The following is a 14453-nucleotide window of genomic DNA, read 5'->3' on the forward strand; positions in this document are numbered from 1 at the left end:
GGAGATCAATATGATGAAATTTGCATGTAAAGCGATCGCGTTGAGTATTTGTGCAGTGACTTCGACTTTTGCTATGGCGGAAGAAACAAATACATTATCTCAATACGGCCTTAGCTTTTCTGGAACTGCTGCGTTAACGACCGATTATCGTTATCGCGGTATTACTCAAACTCAAAGTGATCCTGCGGTACAAGGTGGTTTTGCATTAACGCATTCATCTGGTTTATATGCAGGCGTATGGGGTTCAAACGTTAACTTTGGTGCTCCAGATCCACATTTAGAATTAGATCCATATGTGGGTTATGCCACTGAACTGCCATTTGCAGGTAAACCGACTTTAGATGTGGGTTTATGGTATTACGGCTATCCAAGTGCATCTGATCTGAACTGGTTAGAACTCTACGCAAAACTAGGTTTTAAAAATGTCTTGGCATCTGGTGACAGTTTGCTAGGTGCTTTGAACTATACCAATGATTTTGCAGGTACTGATGAAAATGGTTGGTATGTAAACGCGACTTATAATGTGCCATTCGCAGATACAGGATTTGGTGGTGTTGCAAGTGTAGGTTATACCAAAGTGGACAACTACGACTTTAGCGATACTGGTGGTGAAGATGACAATTATGTTGATTGGAAAGTTGGTGTGACTTATAGCGTCAAATCAGTATCGGGTTTAACTGCTGAGCTTGCTGCGGTAGGCACTAATATTGATGCAGATTTTCAACCGTATAAACGTGGTACAGAAACTGGCGCAGTATTCACCTTAACCAAAGCTTTCTAAGTTCCAGTCTGTCAGAGCTACATAAAAGCCAGTCATCATACTGGCTTTTTTATTTTTATCGTCTTGGTGATTTACTCGTTTTGGTTCTGCACTTTATGACCGATTTAAAAGAGAGAAAATCCCATTCTTAAAATGAGAAAAACTAAAAGGATCAGAAAAAACCATCGGATAAATTGGCTACCATAACGCAATGCCAGAAAAACACCCGCGAAGGAACCCAGCACATTGCACAAGGCAACGATTAAACCGATTTGCCAGAGTACATGACCTGTGGGAATAAAAAATAAAAGTGCTGAACTAAAGGTGCCAATATTCACGATTTTGGCCGATGCCGAGGCATTGAGAAAATCAAAACCAAAAACCTTTACAAACAGAAAAAGCAAGAAGCTGCCGCTGCCTGGTCCAAAAATACCATCATAGAAGCCAACCAACCCGCCAAAAAGGATGCCCAGAGAAATTTCTTTATGTCCGCATTTCACATAGCTACTGCGCGCACCTAGGTCTTTCTTTAAAAAAGTATAGATGGCCATCAAGATGAGTAAACAGAAAACAACATAGCTCATGAGCTGCTTTGGAACATGGGCTGTTGTCATTGCGCCCGCAAATGCACATATAAATGCTGCAAGCATGGTGGGAATCAGAAGCTTCCAGACAAAAGTAATTTTATGAACATATCTAAAAAATGAGGCAGTGGTTCCAGCCCAAACCGCTAATTTATTGGTGCCAAAAACGGTTGCAATATTGTGCTGAGGCAAGGCATGTAACAGTGCTGGAATTTGGACTAAACCGCCGCCACCTACTGCGGCATCGATTAGACCACCACAGAAGGCAAAGAGTCCTAAAGTAAATAGGGCGGTTTGATCAATCATAAAAATCAGCCAATCTGAAGAAAAAATGATGTTGTTGTATGCGCTTTATTCAGTGTTTTAAATAAGAATCTAACCGAATGATTAAAACATCGTTTGCTTGGCTGTGTTGTTTTTTTATGCAGATTAAAAATAAAGATTTGAATGCATGAAAGTTCTTTACTCGGCTAAAACAGTGCTTTTTGTGCGCTATGTCGAGTATCAATAGCCCATTTTGGTTGCAAGATAGCCATATTTCTGGCTGCACAAATGCTGCTATCCACCCCGAGTTTCACCTTCTCTCTTCCTAGGTATTGATTTTATTGGTATTTCTTTTTTATTTGAGCTTGGCACAGCATTTGCTAAATAGCTTGTGATGCAATTTAAAGCTTAGAAATCAATTGAGTATCTAAAATATAGGGGGAGACCAATATGATGAAATTTGCATGCAAGGCTGCGGTACTTGGAATGCTGACCACAGCATCAACATTAAGCTTGGCTGAGGAAACAAAACTGCCATTTCCAGGAACGATCACAGGTAATGTGAATGTGGTATCGAGCTACAATTTACGTGGGATGACCAACTCACCAGAAAGTGATACACCAGCAGTGCAAGGGGGGCTGGATTATACACATGACAGTGGTTTTTATTTGGGTTATTGGTTTTCGACTTTAACCGCTGCCTATGCTGATTTTAATACTTCGCCTACTGATGTGAAAGAAGAGAAAAAATCCTTCGAAAACGATTTTTACGCGGGCTATAAAGGCAAAATTACCGAGGATCTTGGTTATCAAATCGGCGGAACGGTTTATTACTATTATCCAGGTTGGGAATCGACAGGTTATGAAACCATCTTGGGGCTAAGCTATAAAGATTTCAGCATTACTGCACAGACTTTATTAAACAACGTGACCTTCGGAAACAAGGGAGATACCTATTTCTTGGCTACCTATGCGCCAAAACTGGCAGGAGGCTTTACTGCTAAAGCGCAAGTTGCAGCCTATTATTATGGCGATGACGATGAATATCTGGCTTACCAAGCCAAAGCTGGCGATGTAACCAAAACGGATTTTGCCTTCCGTCATGCAACGCTCGGTTTATCGCACCCATTGGGCAATACTGGCGCAACGTGGAGTCTGGATTATATTTTTGGTGGCTATACTCGTGATGAAACCAAACAAAAGAATAAAGTGGTCTTGGCTTTAGGTTATGCATTCTAATGGAGTCTGAGCCATAAAAAAGCGACCTCAAGGTCGCTTTTTTAGCTTTGCTGACCGCGATAGGACAAGGCTTCAGTGATATGGCTGCTACTGATGAGTTCGCTTTCGGCTAGATCTGCAATGGTTCGAGCCACTCTTAACACTCGATGATAGGCACGAGCAGAAAGGTTGAGTCGCTGTTGTGCCATTTCAATGATTTTGGTTGAGCTGTCATCTAACAAGGCATGCTGTTCCAATAATTTGGGAGAGAGCGCCTGATTTAAACAATGTTGTCTTTGGATTTGTTTTTCATACGCATGGATGACGCGTTGTCGTACCGTGTCAGAGTTTTCGGTTGGGCTTCGATCCTGTAATTCTTGTGCCTGTAAGGGCGGCACATCAATGTGCAAATCAATACGGTCTAATAAAGGCCCTGAAATTCGATTTTGATAACGTTGAATGCTGTCTGGCGAACATTGGCAACGGCTATCCTGATTAAAGGCATAACCACATGGGCAGGGGTTCATTGCTGCAATAAACTGAAAGTTTGCAGGGAACGTCATTTGTCGTGCTGCACGTGAAATCACGATCTCTTTGGATTCCAGTGGTTGGCGTAGGACTTCCAGTACTTTGCGATCAAATTCGGGCAGTTCATCCAAAAATAGCACCCCTAAATGCGCTAAGGTGATCTCGCCGGGTTTTGGTTGAGAACCACCGCCCACCAAAGCAATTGCGGATGCAGTATGGTGCGGGGCTCGGAAAGGTCGTTGTCCAAACGTATGGGGTGCATTGGCAACCGAGTAGATACTGGCGACTTCAAGATTCTCACGTGCATTTAGCGGAGGCAAAATAGAGGGCAGCCGTGAAGCCAACAGGGTCTTTCCAGTGCCAGGCGGTCCTTTAAATAATAAAGAGTGCCCACCTGCGGCAGCAATTTCCAAAGCACGACGCGGGCGGAGCTGTCCTTTTACATCGGCAAGATCAAATTGATAATAGGAGGCGGCCGCGGTTGTTCTTTGTGGTGCAGCTTGAATCTGGTAATTGCCCGAAAAATGTGCACAAACTGCTTGTAGATGATTGGCTGCATAGACTTCAAATTCTGGCAACTGATTGGCTTCATCCAAATTTGCAGTCGGCAGTAATAAGCGATGTTGTGCCTGTTGGCAGGCCATCGCAATGGTTAAGGCTCCTGAAATGGGACGCAAGTGTCCATCCAATGCCAGTTCCCCAATAAATTCAAAACCTTCAGTGCTGTTTTCGGCTAATTGACCTGATGCAATCAGAATACCGAGCGCAATCGGTAAGTCGAGTCTGGAACCATCTTTAGGTAAATCTGCAGGTGCTAAATTAATGGTTAAGCGCTTGGTTGGAAACTGAAAACCGCTATTAATGATGGCTGAACGGACACGATCTTTACTTTCGCGTACTGCTGCTTCGGGTAAACCGACAATTGTGAGTGAAGGCAAGCCGGAACTGATGTGGACTTCAACTTCAATTTGCGGGGCATGTAGCCCCAATAAGCCTCGTGTATAAATCTTGGCAAAAGACATCTTATTATTGTTCCATTGTGGTGCTTTATTTTTAATCATTTTTCGGTGCTAATTGCACCGAATTGGTGCTTATTTTTTGTTCTGAACGATTTCTTCTAAAATTTTCATCTGCTGTTGCAGCTCAGAGAGGCGCTGATTGGCTGTATTCAGTGCAGTTCTTTGACGGTCGAGTTCTTGCTTAGAGACAAGGTCTAGTTTTTCGATGCTTTCATTCAATAAGGCACGTAAGTTTTTTTCTAAATCTTTTTTAGGTTGATCAACTTGCTGCAAAATTGCCTGTAAAAGAGTCTCAATCATAAAGTGCTCAATAGGTTATGTATATTTGCTGCCCAGTGTATCACTGCTGCAGGCAATCCTCTAGCACAGTTCGGGACAGAAGGATGAGTGACTCTCTGATTTCATTCAATATAGCGAAATGAAACTTATTTTCGATGCACTATCTACATCTTGAAGGCTAAATAGGTTATAAAGAAAGCTTGTGCTCAATATTTAAAAACCCCCAACCTTTAAATATTGGCATGAAAATTGAACATAAAACCTTACTGGTGAAAATAAGCCGAAGGAAAACAAACATGAAGCTTGTAACTGCAATTGTAAAACCATTCAAATTGGATGATGTGCGCGAAGCACTCTCTGAAATTGGTGTTCAAGGGATTACCGTAACCGAAGTCAAAGGTTTCGGACGTCAAAAAGGGCATACAGAACTGTATCGTGGCGCAGAGTATGTGGTTGATTTCTTACCGAAAGTGAAGATTGAGATTGCAATTAGTGATGAAATGGTTGATGCCGTCATTGAATCGATTACTCGTGTCGCAAGCACAGGCAAAATTGGTGATGGAAAAATCTTTGTCACGAATTTAGAGCAAGTGATCCGTATCCGTACGGGTGAAACTGGGCCAGATGCTGTCTAAATTGGCACAAACTTTGCTGAGTTAGAAATAAGAGATATAGCTCACAAAATAAGGTTGGGGGACACGAATGAAAAAAATGCTTATGGCGCTCAGTCTATCTGGCGCACTCTTAGGTGGTTCAGCGGTGGTTTGGGCAGAAGATGCTGCATCAACCCCGGCAACTGAACAAACTGTAGCCGTAGTTGCAGATACTGGTGCTGCAACAACCGAAGTTGTTGCCGTTGAAGCACCTGCTGCTGAAGAGGCTGCTCCAGCTGCTACTGCGACAGTCGATACCGGCGATACTGCTTGGGTTCTTGTTTCAACAGCACTGGTTCTGTTGATGACTATTCCTGGTTTAGCGCTGTTCTATGGGGGTATGGTTCGTAAGAAAAACGTCCTCAGCACCATGATGTTCAGCCTTTCTGCTGCAATTTTAGTTAGCTTAATCTGGGTGATTGCAGGATACTCCTTAGCTTTCTCTGGTACAGGCGCTTATGTCGGCGACTTGGGCAAAGCACTGCTGAATGGCGTTGCATTTGATGCCTTGAGTGGCACTATTCCTGAAAGCTTATTTGTTGTTTTCCAAATGACCTTTGCCATCATTACCGTTGCAATTATCAGTGGTTCGATTGCGGATCGTATGAAATATTCAGCATTCATGGCATTTATCGCAGTTTGGGTGATCTTGGTGTATGCGCCAATCACTCACTGGGTCTGGGCAGCTGATGGCTGGTTATTCAAAGCAGGCGCATTAGACTTTGCAGGTGGTACCGTTGTGCATATCAACGCAGGTGTTGCAGGTTTGGTTGCAGCATACATGTTAGGCAAACGTACTGGCCTTGGCCGTGAATCGATGGCACCACATAACCTGACTTTAACTGTGATCGGTGCAAGCTTGATTTGGGTGGGTTGGTTCGGCTTTAACGGTGGTAGTGCTTTAGGTGCGGGTGCGCGTGCAAGTATGGCGATTTTGGTAACTCAAGTTGCTGCTGCCGCTGCTGCATTCTCTTGGCTGATTGTAGAACGTCTAATTCGTGGTAAAGCATCAGTACTCGGTGGTGCATCAGGTGCGGTTGCTGGTTTGGTTGTAATCACACCTGCTGCTGGTTTCGTCGGTGTTGGTGGTGCTTTGATCATGGGCTTAATTGGTGGTGTGGTCTGTTTCTGGGGTATTACTGCATTGAAACGCTTACTTAAAGCGGATGATGCCTTGGATGCATTTGGTTTACACGCAGTTGGTGGTATTGTCGGTGCGATTCTGACTGGAATCTTCTATAGCGATGAAATCATCAAAGCAGCGAATGTTGCACTAGCTCCGACTTTTGCTGGCCAATTGTGGGTACAAATTGAAGGTGTATTAGCAACAATCGCTTATAGTGCAATTGTGACCTTCATCATCCTGAAAGTGATTGATTTGGTGATTGGTATCCGTGTCAGCGCTGATGATGAACGTATGGGTCTTGACCTGAGCCAACATGGCGAACGTATCGAATAATCGACACAACATGCGATTTAAAAAACAGCCCCATCGGGCTGTTTTTTTATGCCTTTAGGCTACTGGTTCTGCAATTGCAGAAACTTTGCTACACTTAGGCAAAGAGAGTAAATAATCACGCAACTATGCATTGTCCATTTTGTAACGCCGCTGATAGTAAAGTCATAGACTCGCGTTTGGCTGCCGAAGGCTGTCAGATTCGTCGTCGTCGTGAGTGTGTCATTTGTGGGGAGCGTTTTACCACCTTTGAAAGTTATGATGTGGTGATGCCACGAGTGATCAAATCTGACGGTAAAAATGAGCCTTTTGATGAGGCCAAACTGCGCCGTTCTCTCATGCATGCCTTGCAAAAACGTCCTGTTACGCAAGAACAAATTGAAACCGTACTCAGCGATATTCAATCGCAGATTCGTCGATTGGGCGAACGTGATGTCAAGTCTAGAACCATTGGCGAAATTGTGATGCAGGCTTTATTTGCACTGGATCATGTTGCTTATGTTCGATTTGCCTCGGTGTATCAAGATTTCCAAGATGTAGAAGCATTTCGCCATCAGATTGAGCAAATGCAACAACGTGAAAACGAAGCCTGAATTAGAGAAATCATGTCTGAACTCACCCAAGATCACTTATCTGAGCACCAGTACTGGATGCAACAAGCGATTGCCTTAGCTCGACGGGGGCAATATTCGACCAAACCGAATCCGAATGTCGGTTGCGTGATTGTCAAAGAGGGGCAATTGATTGGCGAGGGCTATCATCCCAAAGCAGGTCAACCGCATGCCGAAGTCTTTGCTTTGCGCCAAGCGGGTGACAATGCACACGGGGCTACTGCTTATGTGACGCTGGAACCTTGCGCACACTATGGTCGAACGCCGCCTTGTGCCGAGGCTTTGGTTAAGGCGCAAGTCAAGAAAGTGGTGGTGGCTTGTTCAGATCCAAATCCTTTGGTGGCAGGTAAAGGCGTCCAGATTTTACAAGCTGCAGGCATAGAGGTTGAAACGGGTGTTTGTGCTGAAACAGCAAAAACGCTCAACATGGGCTTTTTAAAAGCCATGTCAACTGGCCTGCCTTATGTGCGTTTAAAAATCGCCTCTAGCTTGGATGGTCGTACCGCTATGGCATCTGGGGAGTCAAAATGGATTACGGGTACGCCCGCCCGCCAAGATGTACAGCACTGGCGTGCCATTTCAGGTGCCGTCATTACTGGTATTCAAACGGTTTTGGCCGATGATTGTGAATTGAACGTACGTGCCTTAGACGGGGTTGAGCTGAGCACGGTGGTTCAACCCAAACGGATTGTGCTGGACCGCCAAGGACGACTTCCGCTGAGCGCCAAGATTTTACAAAATCCCGAAACTGTCATGGTGATGACACCATTTCGTCAAGAACTTGCAGATATAGGCGTGATACAATTGCCACCGCAAGCTTTAAATCAATTATTGCAGACCTTAACTCAACAGTACCAAATTTATGATGTATTGGTTGAGGCTGGTGCAACCTTATCGACTGCCTTTTTACAGCAAGGTTTGGTTGATGAAATGATTAGTTATGTTGCACCCACTTTACTCGGCCAATCTGCCCGTGCGATGTTCAATGCTGAATTTAGCCAAATGGCAGAGCAACTGCGTTTTGAGTTGGTCGATGTAACCCAACTTGGGCAAGACATTCGCCTAAGATTGCTCCCTATCCAAGAGATGATATGAATCCAGAACCATCGGTTTATCACAAACGTCGTCATGCCGCACGTACGACTGATGAATATCTTTTTCATCAGTTAGTGCCTTATCTGGGCAATAAGCGTCGACTGCTTCATCTGATTTTAGAAGCACTTGAGATTACAGGCACACTGAACAGCAAAAAAAAGAATCCACCGATTTTCGCGGATTTCTTTGCAGGGAGTGGTGTTGTCTCGCGTTTGGCACGTCAGAATGGTTATCGTGTGATTGCCAATGACTGGGAACCGTATAGCCATGCACTCAACCATGCCATTTTGGCCTGTGTAGATGCACCTGCTTTTAAAGAATTGGGTGGTTATCAAAAAGCCATTGATTATCTGAACCGTTTGCCTGAAGTGAAAGGCTGGGTCACGCATAATTTATGTCCACGCAATGATGATGTTTATGATCCTGCCCGTGACCGTTTGTTCTTCAAACGCCGTAACGGCATGCGTATTGATGCGATCCGTCAGCAGATTGCAACATGGCAGGCACAGGGCGCAATCAATGATGTGGAAATGAGTGCTTTGTTGGCACCACTGCTGTATTCGGCAAGCTTTGTCAGCAATACCAGTGGGGTCTTTAAAAGCTTCCATCAAGGCTGGGGGGGACGTACCCAAACGGCGCTAGAACGAATTGAATCGCTCTTGTGGCTGACACCGAGTCGCTTCTGTGAAATAGGTGATCCTAAACGTCCTGCTGCTGAAATGTGGTGTGTGGATGCGCAGCATCTTGCTAATCAAATGAGTGGTTTTGAGGTCGATGTGGCCTATCTAGACCCGCCGTATAACCAACATGCGTATAGCAGTAATTATCATGTATTAAATGCGCTGACTCTATGGGATCAAGTGGATTTGCCTTCACCCGATACCAAAGGCTTTAAGAGCGGGATTGATCGGGCATGGCGTAAAGAGCGCCCAAGTCCTTATAACTCGTCAAAATATGCCAAAGAAGCCTATGAGAAGTTATTAGAAACCATTAATGCGCGCTATATTTTGACCAGTTATTCAACGGATGGAAATATTGAGCCGAAAGACTTGCTGACTGCCAATTTAAAGCGGGGCAAAGTGACTTTATTGACTCAAGATGTTCCGCGTTATCGGGTGAGTAAACAGCGTCAATCAGATCGTGCACGTGTACTTGAGTTTATCGTGATTACCGATACCCATGCCAAGTCTGGTCCGCCATTACGACAGTTGCTTGGGCAGTTATATCACTTTGCCGAATTGGGTGGTGTCGATACTACCGGCAACAGTACTCAACTGGCCCTCTGGTAGATTCAATCAAACGCCACTTTGCATCACAAAGTGGCGTTTTTGTATCCAGTTTTAGTGCTGTATCGGATAAATAGATGGTGAAAATCGGTTTTTGGGATAACTACTTGTTTTTATAATAAAAATACAGCAAATTTTGACACTTTTAGCTGTGCTATAGCATCTCATTTGATCGCTAACTTTTTGTTTAATGGTTTAAAAATATTCATATAAAACAATACTTTACATTATTTTTGTTGGAGGCTTTGGTGGTCTTAATCCTCTTGTTTTAAGCTGATATTATTTTTATCAATCGTTCAAAAAATTACCAAAAAATATTGACCGGTTTTAAAAATAACTATAGTTTGCCGAGCTTAATTTAGGGTCTTGCCTATTTGCAGCGATGACCAAGAGAGGTTGTTATGAGTCGCTCGGAACCCACCTTATTGGGGCAATGTGTAGCTGAATTTTTTGCTACCGCAATTTTTTTATCATTTGGTATTGGTGTGGTGGCTGCACTTAAACTGGCAGGGGCGAGTTTAGGTTTGTGGGAAATCAGTATTGTCTGGGGTTTGGCTGTTGCCTTGGCGGTGTATTTATCGGCCGGGATCTCTGGTGCTCATCTCAACCCTGCGGTGACCATCGCATTGGCACTTTTTGCTGGTTTTGATAAACGTAAAGTCCCGTTCTATATTATTGCTCAAGTGGCTGGTGCGGCAACAGGTGCACTGCTGGTATATGGGTTATATAGCAATTTATTTGTGGATTATGAACAGACTCATCACATGGTACGTGGCAGTGTCGAAAGCCTGGAACTAGCAGGGATTTTCTCGACCTATCCACATCATTTACTCTCGATTGGGCAGGCTTTTATGGTGGAAATGTTTATCACCATGTTGTTGCTCTGGTTGATTATGGCGATTGGAGATGACAGCAATGGCTTGCCACGCGGTGCTTTGGCACCGATCTTGGTGGGTTTGTTGGTGGCCGTGATTGGTGCTTCTTTTGGTCCGTTGACGGGCTTTGCCATGAATCCTGCACGTGATTTTGGCCCTAAAATTGTGGCTTATTTCTCTGGCTGGGGGCCTGTTGCATTTACAGGCGGTCGTGATATTCCATATTTTATTGTCCCGATTATTGCACCGATCGTGGGCGCTTGCTTAGGCGTACTCGGCTATAAACTATTCTTTAGCCATTTCTTGCTGAATCAAAAAGTCGAAGTCAAAGCGACTGCTGAAAAACAAGTGTCTGAAATGCAATAAAGACCAGTTCCATATTAAGAAGGGCGATCAGTAGATGGCCCTTTTTATTTGCCTATGTTTGCACTGCACATGCCTTGTTATCTCTAGTTCTTTGCTTTAAGGTATCTTCTTTACCGTGCGATATACGGCATAAAGATAGGTTGAAACTCCCATGTTTACAGGCATTATTGAAAGTTTAGGTAAGGTTGAGAGCCTACAAAGTGTAGGTGGTGACGTTCGTTTGCGTATTCAAACTGATTTGGATATGTCTGATGTGCATTTGGGTGATTCGATTGCCACCAACGGGATCTGTCTGACCGTGATTGAATGGGGCGAGAATTGGTACGCAGCTGATGTTTCGCGGGAGAGTTTAAACCGAACGACGTTGGGTCAATGGAAAGTTGGCCAAGCTGTCAATGTTGAAAAAGCGATGCTGCCAACTACACGTTTTGGTGGGCATATTGTCAGTGGTCATGTCGATGGTTTAGGTGAAATCACTTTAGTACGCCATGATGCACGTTCACTGTATTTTGAAGTGACTGCACCTGCTGAGTTAGCCAAATATTTGGCAGAAAAAGGCTCAGTCACAGTCGATGGGATTAGTCTGACCATTAACCATTTGCGTGGCAATATTTTAAGCTTGAATTTAATTCCACATACTGCGGAACGTACCAATATCGGCACGTGGCAAGTCGGCAGTAAAGTCAATTTGGAAGTGGATGTACTGGCGCGTTATATCGAGCGTTTATTGTTAGGTGACAAGGCTGCAGAACAAAAATCCGAATCAAATATCAGTATGGCTTTTTTAGCTGAAAATGGTTTTTTAAAATAAATAAAAGAGCAAGCATAAAAAAGCCCAGTTTCAGCTGGGCTTTTTTATTATTTTTCATCTGAAAATTCACTGTTTTTCAAGATGTAATCAATCTCATCTTGCGCGAGGGCATGCAGTTTGGCTCTAAACACCGTTACTGCTTGCTCAATTAAGCCTTCAGCTTCAAGTTCGAGTCGGACACGCACACTTTCCAGCTCAGACAGAATCTGCTGATCATCAATCACCACACTTTGGCCTCGTGAATAATCCACACTTGGCTGTTCTGGATTGGTTTGATAACGCTCAGTCTGTTGGGCAATTTCCTGATCAATATGACCGCGGAGTGCCAGTAGATTCTCGGTTTGTTGCTGGAACTGACGGGCTTCATCGGCTTGTAGTTGTGCGGCATAGGCGGCTTCGGCAGCACGTTTCTCTTCCAATGCTTTTTCTAAAGCCAGTTGTTTACGAATACGTGCTTGTTCAATCAATTCCGCTTTTAAGTCGGCATAGGCTTGATCAATGCGCTGCTGAGAAAGCTGCTGAGCATTTTCTTCGTGCTGGGTCCACGTTTGAATTGCGGTTTGTGGTAACAGCAGATCGCAGATACGTGCTAAATCATCCTGATAGGTCTGACGGACAGCCTCAGGTGCATTTAACCAACGTTTTTTAAAGTCCTGACCTACATTTAACGCCACAACACACTCCTCAAATGATGTTCTTGATTGCCGATTTATAATTTAAAGGTTCGAGGTTCAATGCCTAAACGACGATACATTTTAAATTTTTCCCGCCCGATTTGTTTCGCGGCTTCATTATTTTCAATAATCTCGATAATGTGGCGAAAATCTTGAGTTTGTTCAAGTGCATGATTGTTAAAATTAAACACGATCCAATCATGGGATGGGGGAAGTTCTGCCGAAATACACACCGGACTTGTCGCTTGGTCGATCCCATGTGGGATAAAACTGGTGGGATCAAATTTCCAAAGCAGCTCGTCCAGTTCAGTTTGCAAGTCTGAATCTGCACAATACCACCAGATATGAGGATGCTGATTCAGAATTTTTCGGCATAAACGGCAAGCACTTTCGACTTGCCGTTCGGTACTATTTTCAAAGAGATAAAAGCTGATTTGCGCCATGTTTTAGTTTTTCGTTGCAACACGATTGGCTAAAAATTGTATCAATAATGGTACTGGACGACCCGTTGCACCTTTGGCTGTACCCGATAACCATGCGGTTCCTGCAACATCAAGGTGTGCCCAACGATAATCGCGGGTAAAGCGCTCTAGGAAACAGGCAGCTGTAATCGCCCCACCATACGGACCGCCAATATTGGCAATATCGGCAAAAGGTGAGTCGAGTAATTCTTGATACTCTTCCATCACAGGCATACGCCATACGCGATCAAGCGACTGTTCGCCTGCTTGTTGCAATTCTTGCGCCAGTTCATCGTCGGGAGTAAATAAACCGCTGACCACTTTGCCTAAGGCAACCACACAAGCACCGGTTAAGGTTGCAATGTCAATCACCAGTGCAGGATTGAAGCGTTTAATATAGGTCAGGGTGTCACATAGCACCAAACGACCTTCGGCATCGGTATTCAGAATCTCAATGGTTTGACCGCTCATGCTGGTGACAATATCACCTGGACGAGTGGCATGCCCTGAAGGCATATTTTCAGCAGCTGCAATGGCTCCCACCACATGAATTGGAAGTCGAGCTTCACACAATGCTTGCATGGTACCGAGCACGGAGGCAGCACCACACATATCAAATTTCATTTCATCCATGCCTAAGCCCGGTTTTAATGAAATACCGCCGGTATCAAAGGTCACGCCTTTACCGACAAGGACCACAGGAGCCTGCTCAATTTGGGCATTGTATTCCAGTGTGACAATGCGGCCTGGACGCTCTGAGCCTTTGCTGACGGCAAGAAAAGCATACATGCCCAAGTCGGCCATTTGCTGTTCATCAAGCACGGTCACTTTTAACAAATCTGGATATTGTGCCGCGAGTGCAAGTGCTTGATCAGCCAAATATTCAGGGAAACAGATATTGCCCGGACGGTTACTCAAATCACGGGCATAGTTTTGACCTGATTGTACGGCTTGAAGCAGGTTTAACTGCGCATCATCCAAGTTTGTTTGATTGGCAATTAAGTGAATCGTGTCCAGCGAAAATTCATTCTTTTTCGATTTAAATTCGTCATAGCCATAAGCCGCTTGGGTCAGGCTGAGTACAAATAAGGCATGTAAATCGGTCGGGAGTGCTGAAAGATCGATACTAATTTGTTTAAATTTATTTTGTGATGATTTGATAATGCTTTGTGCGAGTTTTGCTAATTTTGTCGCTTTCAACTCGGCACTTTTTCCAAGTCCGAGTAGTTGTGCATTGGCTTGAACGGCAATATTTGCAATCAGGGCTAAGTTTTCATTAAACCCAGCTTTGAATTGGGTTGCATTGAGTGTTTCTTCTAGATGATTGATTTGATAGGTATTTAAGTTCTGTTGTAATTGTTCTGAATCAACCAAAATCCACAAAGATTCGCTAGACGCCTGAGCGGGGAATGCGTTTTGAAGTGTAAATTTCATTGTTTGTATAGAACCTAGTGAGCGAAAAAGAAAGATAAGTCCATTAAACACTTTCGGATATGAGGTTGCAATCCGCAAC

15 protein-coding genes are annotated in these 14453 nt (G+C 44.1%); 9 read left to right on the forward strand and 6 right to left on the reverse strand.

Annotation, left to right across the window (positions count from 1 at the left end; genetic code table 11):
- Nucleotides 1-10 precede the first annotated feature (10 nt).
- The gene (locus tag NDN13_RS15685; protein ID WP_251116125.1) at nucleotides 11-781 is read left to right on the forward strand and encodes a TorF family putative porin; all 771 of its coding nucleotides are present in this window, start codon (nucleotides 11-13) and stop codon (nucleotides 779-781) included.
- Nucleotides 782-885: 104 nt separating this feature from the next.
- Here NDN13_RS15685 and NDN13_RS15690 read toward each other — a convergent pair whose 3' ends face one another.
- The gene (locus tag NDN13_RS15690; RefSeq protein WP_251116126.1) at nucleotides 886-1650 is read right to left on the reverse strand and encodes a sulfite exporter TauE/SafE family protein; all 765 of its coding nucleotides are present in this window, start codon (nucleotides 1648-1650) and stop codon (nucleotides 886-888) included.
- Nucleotides 1651-2058: 408 nt separating this feature from the next.
- Here NDN13_RS15690 and NDN13_RS15695 point away from each other — a divergent pair, with 408 nt between their 5' ends.
- A complete protein-coding gene (locus NDN13_RS15695; protein ID WP_251116127.1) occupies nucleotides 2059-2847 on the forward strand; it encodes a TorF family putative porin in 789 nt (262 codons plus the stop codon).
- A 41-nt stretch (nucleotides 2848-2888) separates the two neighbouring features.
- Here the strand turns inward: NDN13_RS15695 and NDN13_RS15700 are convergent, their stop codons facing one another.
- Both NDN13_RS15700 and NDN13_RS15705 read right to left on the reverse strand, forming a co-directional pair.
- Nucleotides 2889-4376: a YifB family Mg chelatase-like AAA ATPase gene (locus NDN13_RS15700; RefSeq protein ID WP_251118250.1), complete on the reverse strand. Its 1488-nt coding sequence runs from the start codon at nucleotides 4374-4376 to the stop codon at nucleotides 2889-2891.
- Between the two features lie 69 nt (nucleotides 4377-4445).
- Nucleotides 4446-4673 (reverse strand): accessory factor UbiK family protein, encoded by a 228-nt coding sequence (locus NDN13_RS15705; protein ID WP_004656380.1) that lies wholly within the window; start codon nucleotides 4671-4673, stop codon nucleotides 4446-4448.
- A gap of 275 nt (nucleotides 4674-4948) precedes the next feature.
- On the opposite strand from NDN13_RS15705, the gene glnK reads away from it, so the two are divergent.
- The 7 genes from glnK (at nucleotide 4949) to NDN13_RS15740 (ending at nucleotide 11805) form a co-directional block, all read left to right on the forward strand.
- Nucleotides 4949-5287 carry a P-II family nitrogen regulator gene (gene glnK / locus NDN13_RS15710; RefSeq protein ID WP_004656379.1) on the forward strand — a complete coding sequence of 113 codons (339 nt, stop codon included), beginning with the start codon at nucleotides 4949-4951 and terminating at the stop codon, nucleotides 5285-5287.
- Nucleotides 5288-5354: 67 nt separating this feature from the next.
- Nucleotides 5355-6764, forward strand: a complete 1410-nt coding sequence (locus NDN13_RS15715) for an ammonium transporter (RefSeq protein WP_251116128.1) — start codon at nucleotides 5355-5357, stop codon at nucleotides 6762-6764.
- A gap of 125 nt (nucleotides 6765-6889) precedes the next feature.
- Nucleotides 6890-7354: a transcriptional regulator NrdR gene (gene nrdR / locus NDN13_RS15720; protein WP_004656377.1), complete on the forward strand. Its 465-nt coding sequence runs from the start codon at nucleotides 6890-6892 to the stop codon at nucleotides 7352-7354.
- A 12-nt stretch (nucleotides 7355-7366) separates the two neighbouring features.
- Entirely contained in the window at nucleotides 7367-8467 is a 1101-nt protein-coding gene (gene ribD / locus NDN13_RS15725) for a bifunctional diaminohydroxyphosphoribosylaminopyrimidine deaminase/5-amino-6-(5-phosphoribosylamino)uracil reductase RibD (RefSeq protein WP_251116129.1), read from the forward strand.
- Entirely contained in the window at nucleotides 8464-9756 is a 1293-nt protein-coding gene (locus NDN13_RS15730) for a DNA adenine methylase (RefSeq protein WP_004656375.1), read from the forward strand. The genes ribD and NDN13_RS15730 overlap by 4 nt, the downstream gene beginning before the upstream one ends.
- Before the next feature lie 398 nt (nucleotides 9757-10154).
- Nucleotides 10155-10994 carry an MIP/aquaporin family protein gene (locus NDN13_RS15735; protein WP_016540797.1) on the forward strand — a complete coding sequence of 280 codons (840 nt, stop codon included), beginning with the start codon at nucleotides 10155-10157 and terminating at the stop codon, nucleotides 10992-10994.
- Between the two features lie 151 nt (nucleotides 10995-11145).
- On the forward strand, nucleotides 11146-11805 hold the full coding sequence (locus NDN13_RS15740) for a riboflavin synthase (protein WP_251116130.1): 660 nt from the start codon (nucleotides 11146-11148) through the stop codon (nucleotides 11803-11805).
- Between the two features lie 47 nt (nucleotides 11806-11852).
- On the opposite strand, the gene blhA is transcribed toward NDN13_RS15740, so the two are convergent.
- Genes blhA through NDN13_RS15755 form a run of 3 tightly spaced genes read right to left on the reverse strand, consistent with a single transcriptional unit; the run spans nucleotide 11853 to nucleotide 14374 of the window.
- The gene (gene blhA, locus NDN13_RS15745; RefSeq protein WP_251116131.1) at nucleotides 11853-12479 is read right to left on the reverse strand and encodes a cell division protein BlhA; all 627 of its coding nucleotides are present in this window, start codon (nucleotides 12477-12479) and stop codon (nucleotides 11853-11855) included.
- A gap of 35 nt (nucleotides 12480-12514) precedes the next feature.
- On the reverse strand, nucleotides 12515-12922 hold the full coding sequence (locus NDN13_RS15750; RefSeq protein ID WP_251116132.1) for a DNA polymerase III subunit chi: 408 nt from the start codon (nucleotides 12920-12922) through the stop codon (nucleotides 12515-12517).
- A 3-nt stretch (nucleotides 12923-12925) separates the two neighbouring features.
- The gene (locus tag NDN13_RS15755) at nucleotides 12926-14374 is read right to left on the reverse strand and encodes a leucyl aminopeptidase (protein ID WP_251116133.1); all 1449 of its coding nucleotides are present in this window, start codon (nucleotides 14372-14374) and stop codon (nucleotides 12926-12928) included.
- Nucleotides 14375-14453 lie beyond the last annotated feature (79 nt).

Source organism: Acinetobacter sp. C32I (assembly GCF_023702715.1).
In the GTDB taxonomy this organism is placed as follows: domain Bacteria; phylum Pseudomonadota; class Gammaproteobacteria; order Pseudomonadales; family Moraxellaceae; genus Acinetobacter.

What these genes read in the sequence shown, in the direction of transcription:
- NDN13_RS15700 (WP_251118250.1), bottom strand. Translation starts at nt 4,376, where the DNA reads ATGTCTTTTGCCAAGATTTATACACGAGGCTTATTGGGGCTACATGCC.
- NDN13_RS15715 (WP_251116128.1), top strand. Translation starts at nt 5,355, where the DNA reads ATGAAAAAAATGCTTATGGCGCTCAGTCTATCTGGCGCACTCTTAGGT.
- nrdR (WP_004656377.1), top strand. Translation starts at nt 6,890, where the DNA reads ATGCATTGTCCATTTTGTAACGCCGCTGATAGTAAAGTCATAGACTCG.
- NDN13_RS15685 (WP_251116125.1), top strand. Translation starts at nt 11, where the DNA reads ATGATGAAATTTGCATGTAAAGCGATCGCGTTGAGTATTTGTGCAGTG.
- NDN13_RS15705 (WP_004656380.1), bottom strand. Translation starts at nt 4,673, where the DNA reads ATGATTGAGACTCTTTTACAGGCAATTTTGCAGCAAGTTGATCAACCT.
- NDN13_RS15735 (WP_016540797.1), top strand. Translation starts at nt 10,155, where the DNA reads ATGAGTCGCTCGGAACCCACCTTATTGGGGCAATGTGTAGCTGAATTT.
- NDN13_RS15730 (WP_004656375.1), top strand. Translation starts at nt 8,464, where the DNA reads ATGAATCCAGAACCATCGGTTTATCACAAACGTCGTCATGCCGCACGT.
- glnK (WP_004656379.1), top strand. Translation starts at nt 4,949, where the DNA reads ATGAAGCTTGTAACTGCAATTGTAAAACCATTCAAATTGGATGATGTG.
- NDN13_RS15755 (WP_251116133.1), bottom strand. Translation starts at nt 14,374, where the DNA reads ATGAAATTTACACTTCAAAACGCATTCCCCGCTCAGGCGTCTAGCGAA.
- NDN13_RS15750 (WP_251116132.1), bottom strand. Translation starts at nt 12,922, where the DNA reads ATGGCGCAAATCAGCTTTTATCTCTTTGAAAATAGTACCGAACGGCAA.
- ribD (WP_251116129.1), top strand. Translation starts at nt 7,367, where the DNA reads ATGTCTGAACTCACCCAAGATCACTTATCTGAGCACCAGTACTGGATG.
- NDN13_RS15690 (WP_251116126.1), bottom strand. Translation starts at nt 1,650, where the DNA reads ATGATTGATCAAACCGCCCTATTTACTTTAGGACTCTTTGCCTTCTGT.
- NDN13_RS15740 (WP_251116130.1), top strand. Translation starts at nt 11,146, where the DNA reads ATGTTTACAGGCATTATTGAAAGTTTAGGTAAGGTTGAGAGCCTACAA.
- NDN13_RS15695 (WP_251116127.1), top strand. Translation starts at nt 2,059, where the DNA reads ATGATGAAATTTGCATGCAAGGCTGCGGTACTTGGAATGCTGACCACA.